The sequence below is a fragment of the Hyphomicrobium sp. LHD-15 genome (genome assembly GCF_031157355.1).
Lineage (GTDB): Bacteria > Pseudomonadota > Alphaproteobacteria > Rhizobiales > Hyphomicrobiaceae > Hyphomicrobium_C.
Genome location: NZ_JAVIFT010000001.1, coordinates 1,402,180 through 1,414,531, shown reverse-complemented (window position 1 = coordinate 1,414,531; position 12,352 = coordinate 1,402,180). Strand labels below are relative to the sequence as shown.

Genomic DNA, 12,352 nt, shown 5'->3' with positions numbered 1-12,352 from the left:
CACTTCGGACCTCATCAGTACATCTGCACCGGAAGCACGCCGCCGGGTCCGACCATCAGCGCCCAGATGTCGCCGTCGGCCACCTCGAACTCCTCCGTAAGTGCGGGCTGGCCGGGGAGCTTGACGGAGTATTTGTGCTTGCCGGGTGAAAGCTCAAGCATCGGCCCATCCGGCTTCTTGCCGCCGAGACCGGCTGCAATCTTGACCTTTGTCTTGTCGACCGTGAGCACGACTTCCTTTTCCAGGATGTTTCCGAACAGGATCTTGGTCTGTCCGGCGCGCGGCAGCATGCCATCCTTGCGCGCCTCTTCCTGCTTGCGCACGAGCAGCGTGCTGAAGGTTTCGCCGTCCTTCCGGACGATCTTGAGCACGGCCGGACCTTGCGGCGTGGTGTAGGCGATCTCGGCTTGATTGGCCGTGACGTTGGCGCCCGGCTGCTCCTTCCAATCGAGCTTGCCGATCTCGCGCCGGTAGAACGCGAGCATCGTATCGACGGAGGCCTTTACGCTGGCATGTGCGGAATAGCGGTAGAGGCTCTTTTCGCTGCCGCTGAGAGAAGCCGGCCCCGGCACCGGCAGCCCATATTTTTCCTCGACGGTGAGATCGGCGAGCGCCAATCCTGCGGAGACGGGAGCCGCATCCGCCGCATCGGCCTCGCTCGCCGCTGCTTCCGTCACCAGCCCTGAGCCGGAAACGCTGGTGCTGGTCTTGTCGCCGAACGTCATGATCGTGAAGGCGAGGTCCTGCTCGCCCTTGGCGAAGCGCAGCACGACCATGTTCGCCTTGTTGATGGGGGAGGTTTCCGGCTTCCAGCCTTCGCGCGTCATCGCTTCGCGATAGAAGGCTGCGACGGACTTCACGTCCGAGCGGCTCTTGAACTCGAGGCTGCCACGCCCTCCATCGAAGTCGATATCTTCGGCCGTCTCGGGCAGCAGGATCGGCGTAGTGCTGTCCGCCATCGCCTTGAGCGGTTCACCTGACGCTGCCGGCGCTTCGGTCGCGGCCTTGGCAGCGGGCTTGTTGATGTCGGAAAGCGCCTGGTTGGTCGCTTTTTCGACCTCCTTCAGAATATTGCCGGCCAGCGCGTCGAACGCATCGGGGGCTTCCGCGCGCGGTGCACTCTCGGGAGCAGCAGGCTGCGGCGCGGGCTCCTCCTCTTTCTTGTTGAGGGCCGTCAGCAACTTCTCGGGCACGCGTTCGAGGCTGGCATTGAGCCGGCCATCGTCGCGGTTCTGAAGCATCAGCATGAGGGGGCGATGGTCGTCGCGGACGAAGAACGCAAACTTGCCCCGTTCGTTGACTTCAGAAGCGTCTTCGCCAGCTGCGAGCTTGCGATTATCTTTGCGTGACCACGGCGCCCAGCCTCGCGCGGCGAGTTCGTCGCGGAAGAAGGCGAGCGAGGTGTCGAGCGGTGTTTCGGTGATGACCGAGAGATGCGGCCGGTCTGGTGCGTACTTGATCTCTGTCGCGTCCTTGGGGAACGGCAGATCGTCGACGATCGCATTGGCGGTGTAGGACACGCTGGTGGCGTTGCCCTGCGCGGGCGCGAGGGTGATGAATACGGAAAGGCCCTGGCGGCCCTTCTTGAAGGTCATGATCGAGAGGTCGGGCGTCTTGGCGCTGGCCGAGAACGGATCCTCATAGTGCTGCCAGCCATCGGCCGCGAGCAGCTTGGCGGCCGCAACTGCTGTCGCCGCGACCGAATCCGGCGCCGTGAAGATTGTGGTTGCAGGGCTCGCATAGGTTTCCTTGGCGCCTTCGACGCGCGCGAGCTTGCTGGTGTCGAGTGTGTAGTCGGCAGCGGCAGGCGCCGATGCGAAATTGCCGCTCACGGCAGTGAGCGCGCCAGCGGCTACCGCCATCATGAGTGCCAGTGTGAGACCGCGCATCGTCTTCGTGTCGGGCGTCATCGTATTCAGCCTTCGGATTGGGGGAATGCAGGTGCCCTGTCGGGCCATTGTTGGGAGGGGATTGTCTGGAGGGGCGGCCAAACGCTTGCGCGAAAGCCCGCTGACGGGCCCCTTATGGAGGACCGGCGCGGGCTTCGATGTTCCGTTGGTAACAGCCGTTCGGGGAGGCCGAGGCCCGAAGGCCGGCTAAGCTTTACGCTTCGTCGTAGACTGTGCCGTAGCGATGCAGGTCCATGCCGTAGATCTGGAGCCAGCGCTTGGCTTCCTCGAGGTCCGGCATGGTCTTGCGCACCAGCGCCCAGAAACGCGGCCCGTGGTTCATTTCCTTGAGGTGGGCCACTTCATGCGCGGCCACGTAATCGAGGATGGCGGGCGGCGCCATGATGAGGCGCCACGAGAACGACAGAACGCCGGTCGTGGAGCACGAGCCCCAGCGGCTCGACTGGTCGCGGACGGCGATTTTCTTCGGGTCGACGCGAAGGCGGTCGGCATGAAAAGCGACGCGCTGCTCGAGATCGCGGTGGGCTTCCTTCGAGAGCCAGTCCCTGAGCCGCCGCGGTGCGTGTTCTTCGTGGCCGGAGACATGCAGCTCCGGATAGGTCGACGTGGAGACGCGTTCAACGGGCGCCCGGCGGCCGGATCCGACGAACACCACGCGATGGGCGTCACCGCGCAGCGGAATGAACACGTCGTTGCGGAACGGAACCGCGGTCGGCAGGCTGTCGAGCCGCTCGCGCACCCAATCGATGTTGCGCGTGATGAACGAGCCGGCCTCGCCGATGTCGCACTGAACCGGAAGCGTGACGATCACCGTGCGGCGCGTACGGCTGACGCGCAGCGTCAGGCGGCGCGCGCCGGGATGTCGGCGCACTTCCACGGGTGCATCGAGGCCACCGATCTTCTCGCTCTTGAGCGTCGGAGACGCGAAGCTTCTTCTCTTCCGCATGAATGACTTTCGAACGCGCGATGATTTCGGGGACGCAAGACGTTGTGATGGATGCAGCGATCGAGTGTCCGCTTTGGAGATCCCCTTCTGCGGAAATCCCAGTGGCGCGCATCGCGCCACGCCCGACCCTGTTCTCCACTTAGCAACAGAGTGAACCGCATCTCCAGTGTGAAATTGTGACGTCGAGCAACCGATTGCAGAACTGTTGCGCAATCGCCCCATCCTGCGCAACGCTTAAAACACACAAAGCCAACCGCGCGTCGTTCACACAAAAAAGATCTGAGCGTGAGTTGCGAGGGACGTATGCCGCGCGAGAGCATGTGCGCGAGATTCGACGCGCATCTCGGCGCGTTCATTCTGCGCACACGAAATCCATAGCTTGAAATTTGCAAAGCGCCAATGAGGAACGTTGTAGCTTTGCGCCGCTTCGCGCGGGCTCTGGTCGCAAGCCTGTCAGGGTGTGTTATGTGGCAACGTGCGTTCCGGCGCCGTGAAGCTTGGAAGCTCGCGCATGTCAAGCGTTGGTGCACCGGGGCCGCTCGATTGCACTTCGGGTGCGCCTTCGATCGTTGGCGGTTCGGGCGGCAGTGCAAAACCATGATCGCCGCTCGGCGCAAGAGGCACGGAAATCGCTGCGGGTGTGTGGCGCTTTGCGGCAGTTTCTGGCTTGCTCATCACGAGCGTCGGCATCGCCATCAACAGGCCCACCATCACGAGTTGGATGCAAACGAACGGGACGGCGCCCCAATAGATATCGCTCGTCGTGACCGGCGCCATGATCCGCCCCGTCACCTTGTCCTGGTACGGCTCCCGCGGCGCGACGCTCCGGAGGTAGAACAGCGCAAATCCGAACGGTGGATGCATGAAGCTGGTTTGCATGTTGACCGCCAGCAGCACGCCAAACCAGATCACGAACGGTGTAACGTCTGCAACCATCTCCGTCACCACGCCTGCGCTGTTCGTCGTACTGAGCACGGCGAAGCCGAAGCTCTTTGCGATGGCGACTGCCTCGGGGGAAGTACGGAAGATGGCTTCGGCGGCGGGCTTCAGCAGCGGCACGAGGATGAAGCACAACTCGAAGAAGTCGAGAAAGAACGCGAGCAGGAAGATCAGCACCATCACCGCGATCAGGAAGCCGTACATTCCGCCGGGCAGCGAGGTCATCAGGTGCTCGACCCAGAGGTGCCCGTTGACGCCGTAGAAGGTGAGCGAGAAAATCCTGGCCCCGATCAGGATGAACATCACGAACGCCGCGAGCTTGGCCGTCGCCTCTGCGGCCTGCCGCACGATCTGAACATTGAAACGACGTTCATCCTTGTCGCTGTAGCGCTTGGCGGCAGCCAGCAGCAGCGCGCCGACGGCGCCCATCGCACCGCCTTCGGTGGGAGTTGCAATGCCGACCAGGATGGTGCCGAGCACCAGGAAGATCAAAAGCAGCGGCGGCACCATGACGAACGTCACCCGCTCGGCAATGGCCGAGAGCAGACTGCGGCCCGTAGCCATCATCAGGCCCCGGTTGAGGAGCGCTGCAACGAGTGCGAAGCTGATGCCCCATGCCATGCCGAGGATGGAGGCATCGATGCCCGAATAGGACGACCCGTGCATCATCCAGCTCGCGAACAGGCTGGAAAGCGCCGCCAGGATGCCGAGCGAGGCGAGCCCGCGCGAGCCGTCGGCTTCGCGATGCCCGATCTCGTCGGAAGGAAGCCCGGGCGCCGACCCCGGGAAAATCAGCGAGACGACGAACACGTAGACGGCATAGAGGCCGGCCAGCATCAGTCCCGGCAGGATCGCGGCCTTGTACATGTCGTCGACGGAGCGACCGAGCTGGTCGGCGAGCACGATGAGAACCAGCGACGGTGGGATGATCTGCGCGAGCGTTCCGGACGCCGCGATCACGCCTGAGGTAAGTCGCCGGTCGTAGCCGTAGCGCAGCATGATCGGCAGTGAGATCAACCCCATCGAAATGACGCTCGCGGCCACCACGCCGGTTGTCGCGGCCAGCAGTGCACCAACGAAGATCACCGCGTAAGCAAGTCCGCCACGCAGCGTGCCGAACAACTGCCCAACCGTTTCGAGCAGATCCTCCGCCATGCCGCTTCGTTCGAGGATCAGCCCCATGAACGTGAAGAACGGGATGGCGAGCAGCGTGTCGTTACGCATCACGTCGAAGATGCGGCCGGGCATCGATTGCAGAAGATGCCACGAAAGGGTGATCGCGCCGTCCGAGTAAGGCGCAAGCTCGACTCCGACCACGAAGAACATGAGCCCGACGGCCCCTAGCGAGAACGCGACGGGATAGCCGAGCAGCAAAAAGACCACCAGCGACGCGAACATGATCGGCGCCAGGTTCTGGGCCAGGAAAGCTGTCATGCGGCGTCGTTCCCCCGGTTTCGGACCTTCGTTGAGGCCCCACGTGCGAAGTGTTGTGTTGTCTCGTTGGGATCAGGGCCTCGATGGCCCGTCGCCGTGTGGGTGTGAATGGTCGGCGCCGGCCGCGAGTGCGGCTTCGTGGTAGCCGTCATGATGGGCGCGTTCGGGCAGTTCGCCGCGCATGATCGCGATGCGTTTGATGAGCTCGGAGATACCCTGCGCGAACAGAAACATGAACGCGATCGGGATCAGCCCCTTGATCGGCCACAGCGCGAGGCCCCCGGCGTTCGGAGACTGCTCATTCTGGGCGAAGGATGTGCCGAAGAAGATCCATGATGTGTAGACGACCAGCGCCGCGGTCGGCAGCAGGAAAAAGATGTGCCCGACAAGCTCGATGATATTTCGCGTGCGCTTCGAGAGCCGATTGTTCACGATATCGATACGAATGTGCTCGTTGTCGGCCAGTGTCCATGGTGCAGCCAGCAGAAACACCAAGGCGAACAACCACCATTGAACTTCAAGCAGCGAGTTCGCGCTCCAGTCGAAGATTTTCCGCATCACGGCGTTGCCTGCGCTGATCACCGCAGCGGCCACGATCAGCCACGCGGCCGATCGCCCGATCGCGGCATTCGCTCGGTCGATCAGGCGGCTCAAGGCCAGCAGTCCCTCCATGCGGGGCTCCCCAAATTTCGCGCCTTAACTGTTCATCCCCGGGCTCCGGTCTGGCGGGCCAGGGCGCCTTGGCATCCGCTGGCGGAGCAACGATTGAGTTCCTATATCCGAAAGGCCGGCAGGGGAGAACTCCACCATTGCGAGTTTCTCGCGCATGACGTAGGGCAAGCCCTGAAAAGCTGGCCCCGCTGCGTGCCGCCACCAACGAAGAAACCAGGAGCATCCCATGTCCGATTTGAAGGCGCAGGTTCTCGACCGGCTGCGTCGCGTCAAGGGACCGGATCTCGACGGCAATATCGTAGATCTTGGCCTTGTCTCGGATATCCTCGTCAAGGATGGCCGCGTTTATTTCTCGATCACGGTTCCCGCCGCGCGCGCCGATGAGCTCGAGCCGTTGCGCGGTGCAGCAGAGAAGGTCGTGCGCGAGATCGAGGGCGTCGCCGGTGTGGTCGCGGTGCTGACCGCAGAGGCCGGCCCCGGACGCGCCGCACCCTCGGGATCTGCCAAGCCCGCCGCCCCCTCAGGAAACGGCCGTGAGCATCCGCGCGAGCACGCGAGGGTGACGGAAGCCCGCGCACGCGGCGCCGCCGGTGATGGTCCTCCGCGGCAGGCCCCGCCGCAGGCTGCTGCTGCCCCCGTACGTCAGACCCAGGGCGTTCCCGGCGTGAAGCACATCGTAGCCGTTGCCTCCGGCAAAGGCGGCGTCGGCAAGTCGACGGTCGCGGTGAACCTTGCCCTCGGTTTCCAGGCCATCGGTCTCAAGGCCGGCATTATGGACGCCGATATCTATGGGCCCTCCCAGCCACGCCTGCTCGGCATCACCGGCAAGCCCGAGCAGTCGTCCGGCAAGAAGCTCGTGCCGATGGAGGGCTACGGCCTCAAGGCGATGTCGATGGGCTTTATGGTCGACGAGGGCACGCCCATCGTCTGGCGTGGCCCGATGGTGGTCGGAGCGTTGAACCAGATGCTGCGTGAGGTGCTCTGGGGCGATCTCGATGTCCTGGTGATCGACATGCCGCCCGGCACGGGCGACGTGCAGCTCACCATTGCCCAGCAGGTGCCGCTCGCCGGCGCCGTGATCGTCTCGACCCCGCAGGATCTCGCGTTGATCGATGCCCGCAAGGGCCTCGCGATGTTCAAGAAGGTCAACGTGCCGCTGCTCGGCATCGTCGAGAACATGAGTTACTTCATCGCCCCCGACACCGGCGCGCGTTACGACATCTTTGGCCACGGCGGCGCCAAGGCCGAGGCCGAGAAGATCGGCGTGCCGTTCCTGGGCGAGGTTCCGCTGACGATCGAGGTGCGCGAAACCTCGGACGCGGGACGGCCGATCACGGCGACCGCGCCCGATAGCCCGAGCGCACAGGTATTCCGCGAGATCGCCGCCAAGGCCTGGGCCGAACTCGAAAAGGCTTCGGGCCGGGGCATGAAGCCGCCGAAGCTCGAGGTGGTGCATGGCGGCGAGGCGCTGCGCGTCTCGTTCGCCACCAAGGACGAGCACGAGCTGCCGGCTGAGTTCCTGCGCGTGTTGAGCCCGTCGGCCGAGGTCCAGGGCCACTCGAAGGAGCAGCGCGTCACGGTCGGCGGCAAGAAGAACGTCAAGATCCGCGAGCTACGCGGCGTCGGCAACTATGCCGTTCGCATCGTCTTCGACGATGGACACGATACCGGGCTCTTCACCTGGTCCTATCTGCACATGCTGTCGCTGCAGAAGGACAAGCGCTGGGGCGAGTATCTGGCCGAGCTGAAAACCAAGGGCCTGTCGCGCTGAGCTGGGGGGCGGGCGGTCGTAATCACGAGGCCCGATGAGCCCTGTTCTTAAGGCTCTTGGCAAGGATTGCATTGCCCCTCGCGCGCCGGTCCGGTACAAAATGGCATCGGACAGGTGAGCGCGTATCATGACCCAGGCAAAACTCAGGTCTGGAAGTCGCAGGCTCCACGGCTTGGCGCTTGTCGCGGCGCTGTTCGTCGCTGTCCTGCCTCCCTCAATCTCCGCTCATGCCGCCGATAGCAGTGTCGGCGGACGGCTGATTTTCTGGCGCACCAGCAAGATCTCGACGCCGGTGATGGGCGTCATCGCATCGATTCCGGCCAGAGTTGGCGATCAGGTCAAGCAGGGCGATGTTCTGGCAGAGATCGATACCCGCCAGCTCAAGGCTGATCTCGCGATCGCGGAAGGCGCCCTTGAGTTTGCGAAACGTGATCTGGCAAGTGCGGAAGCACGGCTCGTTCTCGAGCAGACCGAGTATGAGCGGCAAGCCAACCTGAAGGAGTCTCCGGCCTTCTCCGGCGCAAGGTTCCAGGATTCGAGCAATCGGACGTCGATCGCGCGCGCCGATCTCGAAAGAGCGCGCTCCACGATCGGAACCCGGCAGGCGGAAGTTGCCAAGCGCGAGCTGGACGTGCGTCTGGCCACCATCCCGGCTCCGTTCGATGGCATCATCGTTCGCCACCTCCTGACAGTCGGTGGCCTCGTCTCGATCGAGACGCCGCATATTCTCTTGATGGTCGACAACACATCACCGGAGATCGAGACGGAAGTGCCCATCGCGCAGCTGTCGGGCTTGGCGGTCGGACGCGAACTCGACGTCTCGATCGGCGGAGGCAAGCGCGAGCCGGCACGTATCCGCGCCGTGCTGCCGAGCGAGGAACCCGGCTCCACAACGCGTCGCGTTCGTCTCGAACTGAAGACTACGGGCACGCGCTATTCCGATAGCGACCCGGTTACGGTTTATCTGCCGACCAGCTGACGCCGGCCAGCTCACAGTCCGCCCCTTGCCCAGAGAGTGTCAGCTATCGCCCTCTCGCACGTCGCGGGGCGTGAGCCCATAGGCGCGCCGGAACACGCGATAGAACGTCGCGAGGCTGTCGAAGCCGCACGAAAACGCGATATCGGCAACCGGCCGGTTGGGGTCCATCCGCAATTGCTTGTGCGCTTCCGCAAGCCTGAGGCGCGTCACCGTGCGGGAGAAGCTTTCGCCGGAAGGCTCGAACAGAATATGGATCTGCCGCACCGAGAGGCCGAGCACGTTCGCCACCAGCGCAGGCGAGAGATCGGAGCGGTGAAGGTTTTGGACGAGCGCTTGTTGCGCGGCGTGAAATTGACCGAAGTGGAGCGCAGCTCGGCTTTCCGGAGAGCCCGGCGTCACTTGCCCGCGCGCCAGCAGCGCAAGCTGGCCCAGGTTGGTCACCGCCGCCGCGGGATCGGCGAAGCGCGCTCCCTGCTCGAAGAGCGCCGCAAAACCGGCGGCGATCAACTTCGTCAGTCGTAAACCCTGGACGAGCGGTTCGTGCTCGAGATTGCGCGCGGCGCCGGCAAGCTGCTCCCGTCCGGCGAGTGGAATCTTGAGGGCGCGGAAATGAAACCCATCGGTTCGTTTCGGGATCCCCGCATACGGCATATCCGAATGGCTGACCACCAGCGTCGAGTTGGTGACGGAATGAACGCGGCCTCGGCCGATATCCATCCATCCCGGGCCGCGCACCTGTTGAGAGATACAAAGGCTGTCGCCCGGCATTCGCGCGATATCGGCACGCGTGCGGCTGACGTGATAGGTCGATGCGTACATCTCGGCGAGTGTCGCGCCGCCCAAGGCGGTGGCGGAAAAGTGGCCGCGAAAGTCGTGTCGCTTGGCTCGTTCGAGCTCGATCGTGACGCCGAAAAGCTGCTTGCCCCGCACCTCGACCCAATGGTCGAAGCGGTCCTTCGCCGGCAGATCGTCGGTTGAGAATGTCAGCATAGGGCCCCTTGTCGCGAGCCTAGCTTTGCCCGCGAAGCAAGGGTGCCGCAAGGCGAAACGGCTCCCGAGGGGAGCGCGCGTTTCGGACCCACGAGCTCTCGCCTCGTGATACTGTTGGCGAGCGTCGAGCGCTATTTAAAGCCGACGCGACATGCGCGCTGAATGTAGCGCGTATCGTGTCCAGCGATCACCCCCCCTGCGCGCCTCCCCGCCTGTGACCTCCGCGCCACGCCTGCGCCGCCTCGCGCCCTCAAAACGGATAATATCACAAATTCTCTTTGCCTCGGCGGCGGCCACGCTCTAAACATCGGATATTATCTTATAACATCCGATGTGAGGGATTTATGCGTGTGTCCGCCCCTGTTCGACGTTTGACGGTTCGACGCTCGATGGCGCTGGCAATGCCCATGACGGCCGTCGCAGCCGTGCTGTCTCCCTCCGGCCCGGCGCACGCACAGGAAGCCACCCCCACCGAGCTTCCTGCCATCGAGGTGACGACCCCGAGTCCGATCGTGAAGCCGAAGCGCGCCAAAGCCGCGTCTTCCGGCCAAGGCGTCCCACAAACCGCCCCGCCTGCGACGGCGGAAGGGGCCGCCATCCCCCCCGGCACTGCCCTCGACTTCGACGATCATGCCTTCGTGGCCGTCACGACCGCCTCCGATCGCGAGATCGCGGCCACCAACGGCCCAACCCTCACCGACACGCTTGAAAACAAGCCCGGCATCGTCGGCAGCACATTCGCGCCCGGCGCCAACCGGCCGATCATTCGCGGCCTCGACAGCTACCGCGTCCGCACCCAGGAGAACGGGATCGGCACGCATGACGTCGCCGCCATTTCCGAGGATCACGCCATCCCCGTCGATCCCAACGCGGCCGATCGTGTCGAGGTCGTGCGCGGCCCGGCCACGCTTCGCTATGGTTCGCAGGCCATCGGTGGGGTCGTCTCGGTCGAGAACCAGAGAATTCCGACTTACATGCCAAAAGGCGGTTTCAGCGGTGCGGTGAGCGGCGGTGGCACGTCCGTCGACGAAGGCGTCGATGGCGCGTTCAAGGTCACCGCCGGCGCCAACGGCATCGTGGTGCACGCCGATGGCTTCCGGCGCGAAACCGAGGACTATGACTCCCCCAACGGAAAGGTCGCGAACACGTTCGTCGACAGCAAGGGTGGCGCGCTTGGCGCGTCTCTCGTCGGCACCGATGGCTTCTTCGGCGTTTCGTTCGCGCGCATCGAAAGCGTCTACGGCATTCCCGGCGAGGAAGCCGAGGAGGGCGTCAACCCGCGCATCGATATGGTCCAGGACAAGGTTCTGGCCAAGGGTGAGTGGCGCGTGCGCGACTTCGGTCTGGAAGCGGTGCGCTTCTGGTTTGGCGCCTCCGACTACAAGCACGACGAGCTTGCGATCCACGATCCCGGTGTCGACAACGAGTTCGAGGTCGGCTCCACCTTCACCAACAAGGAGCAGGAAGCCCGCGTAGAGATACAGCATCTTCCCGTAGGCACCGTTCTTGGCGAGTTCACCGGCGCGATCGGCGCGCACTGGGGGCATCGCAAGACACGCGGCCAGTCGTTCGAGGGCGAGTCGTTGCTCGAACCCGTCGAGACGGACAGCATCGCCGCGTTCTGGTTCGAAGAATTGGCGCTGACCCGGAAAACGAGGCTGCAGGCCGCTGCGCGTATCGAGCATACCGCTGTCGACGGTACCGGTTGGGAGGACTTCCACGGCGAGGAAGAAGTTGGGAGCCCCGGCGAATGGCACTTCCATGCTCACGAAATCAGCGGCGAAAAGAGCTTCACGCCCGTTAGCGCCAGCCTCGGCGCCCTCTACCAGCTTCCGTTCGCGACCGTTGCCCGCCTGACCGGCCAGTATGTCGAGCGCGCGCCCGATGCGGCTGAGCTGTTCTCGAAAGGCATGCACGAGGCAACCGGCACCTTCGAGGTCGGCAATCCGTTCCTCGATGTCGAGAAGGCAACGACGATTGAAGCCGGCTTGAAGAAATCGACGGGCGCTCTGCGCTTCGACGCCTCGGCGTACTACACGCGCTACAACGGCTTCATCTATCGCCAGCTCCAGGGCTTCGAATGCGACGGCGCATCGTCGGTCGGTGAATTCCATTGCGAGGAAGAAGGGCACGGCGGCGGAGGTGGCGGTGGCCACTCTCATGAAGCTTTCGATCTCGTCTATTTCCAGCAGCGCGATGCCAATTTCTACGGCTTCGAGGCGGCGGCCCAGTATGACGTCGCCCCCATCTGGCGCGGCGTCTGGGGCATCGACGGGCAGTACGACTTCGTCAACGCGAAGTTCGACGACGGCAGCTACGTGCCGCGCATTCCCCCGCATCGCCTTGGTGGCGGTCTTTACTATCGGGATGCCAACTGGTTTGCCCGCGCGGGCGTGCTCCACGCCTTCGACCAGAACCGCTTCGGCGAGGAGGAGATCGCGACGCCGGGCTACACGCTCGTCTCGGCCGAGATCAGCTATACCGTTGAAGGACGCACAGAGAACGGGATCGCTCCGGTCTTTACCGTGGGCCTGAAGGGCGAAAACCTCGCCGATGAAGAGGTGCTGAACCACGCCTCATTCAAGCGCCGCGAAGGCGTTCTTGAACCCGGCGCATCCGTTCGCTTGTTCGGTTCGGTCAAACTCAATTGAGGGCGTCACCCAGGTAACAGTGCGAGCACCGCGAGCCGCATAGAACAGGCCGTCTTTTCA

At 63.9% G+C, this 12,352-nt stretch carries 8 protein-coding genes; 3 read left to right on the top strand and 5 right to left on the bottom strand.

Annotated features, from left to right (window positions below; translation table 11 throughout):
• Nucleotides 1-14 precede the first annotated feature (14 nt).
• From RCO24_RS06360 to RCO24_RS06345, 4 genes are all read right to left on the bottom strand, one after another.
• Complete coding sequence (locus tag RCO24_RS06360) at nt 15-1,910, bottom strand: hypothetical protein (RefSeq protein WP_308960741.1); 1,896 nt, start codon at nt 1,908-1,910, stop codon at nt 15-17.
• Between the two features lie 193 nt (nt 1,911-2,103).
• Nucleotides 2,104-2,856 carry a SprT family zinc-dependent metalloprotease gene (locus RCO24_RS06355; RefSeq protein WP_308960740.1) on the bottom strand — a complete coding sequence of 251 codons (753 nt, stop codon included), beginning with the start codon at nt 2,854-2,856 and terminating at the stop codon, nt 2,104-2,106.
• A 453-nt stretch (nt 2,857-3,309) separates the two neighbouring features.
• Nucleotides 3,310-5,229: a TRAP transporter large permease subunit gene (locus RCO24_RS06350; RefSeq protein WP_308960739.1), complete on the bottom strand. Its 1,920-nt coding sequence runs from the start codon at nt 5,227-5,229 to the stop codon at nt 3,310-3,312.
• A 72-nt stretch (nt 5,230-5,301) separates the two neighbouring features.
• Nucleotides 5,302-5,901, bottom strand: coding sequence for a TRAP transporter small permease subunit (locus tag RCO24_RS06345; protein WP_308960737.1), 600 nt, complete (start codon nt 5,899-5,901; stop codon nt 5,302-5,304).
• A gap of 226 nt (nt 5,902-6,127) precedes the next feature.
• Here RCO24_RS06345 and RCO24_RS06340 point away from each other — a divergent pair, with 226 nt between their 5' ends.
• Nucleotides 6,128-7,672: a P-loop NTPase gene (locus tag RCO24_RS06340; RefSeq protein ID WP_308960735.1), complete on the top strand. Its 1,545-nt coding sequence runs from the start codon at nt 6,128-6,130 to the stop codon at nt 7,670-7,672.
• A 127-nt stretch (nt 7,673-7,799) separates the two neighbouring features.
• The gene (locus tag RCO24_RS06335; protein ID WP_308960733.1) at nt 7,800-8,651 is read left to right on the top strand and encodes an HlyD family efflux transporter periplasmic adaptor subunit; all 852 of its coding nucleotides are present in this window, start codon (nt 7,800-7,802) and stop codon (nt 8,649-8,651) included.
• Between the two features lie 39 nt (nt 8,652-8,690).
• On the opposite strand, the gene RCO24_RS06330 is transcribed toward RCO24_RS06335, so the two are convergent.
• A complete protein-coding gene (locus RCO24_RS06330; RefSeq protein ID WP_308960732.1) occupies nt 8,691-9,641 on the bottom strand; it encodes an AraC family transcriptional regulator in 951 nt (316 codons plus the stop codon).
• Between the two features lie 407 nt (nt 9,642-10,048).
• Here RCO24_RS06330 and RCO24_RS06325 point away from each other — a divergent pair, with 407 nt between their 5' ends.
• Nucleotides 10,049-12,292 carry a TonB-dependent receptor domain-containing protein gene (locus RCO24_RS06325; RefSeq protein WP_308960731.1) on the top strand — a complete coding sequence of 748 codons (2,244 nt, stop codon included), beginning with the start codon at nt 10,049-10,051 and terminating at the stop codon, nt 12,290-12,292.
• Nucleotides 12,293-12,352: the final 60 nt, after the last annotated feature.

Excerpts from the sequence above, each read along its gene's own strand:
- RCO24_RS06325 (WP_308960731.1), top strand. The coding sequence starts at position 10,049 with ATGACGGCCGTCGCAGCCGTGCTGTCTCCCTCCGGCCCGGCGCACGCA.
- RCO24_RS06360 (WP_308960741.1), bottom strand. The coding sequence starts at position 1,910 with ATGACGCCCGACACGAAGACGATGCGCGGTCTCACACTGGCACTCATG.
- RCO24_RS06340 (WP_308960735.1), top strand. The coding sequence starts at position 6,128 with ATGTCCGATTTGAAGGCGCAGGTTCTCGACCGGCTGCGTCGCGTCAAG.
- RCO24_RS06350 (WP_308960739.1), bottom strand. The coding sequence starts at position 5,229 with ATGACAGCTTTCCTGGCCCAGAACCTGGCGCCGATCATGTTCGCGTCG.
- RCO24_RS06355 (WP_308960740.1), bottom strand. The coding sequence starts at position 2,856 with ATGCGGAAGAGAAGAAGCTTCGCGTCTCCGACGCTCAAGAGCGAGAAG.
- RCO24_RS06335 (WP_308960733.1), top strand. The coding sequence starts at position 7,800 with ATGACCCAGGCAAAACTCAGGTCTGGAAGTCGCAGGCTCCACGGCTTG.
- RCO24_RS06345 (WP_308960737.1), bottom strand. The coding sequence starts at position 5,901 with ATGGAGGGACTGCTGGCCTTGAGCCGCCTGATCGACCGAGCGAATGCC.
- RCO24_RS06330 (WP_308960732.1), bottom strand. The coding sequence starts at position 9,641 with ATGCTGACATTCTCAACCGACGATCTGCCGGCGAAGGACCGCTTCGAC.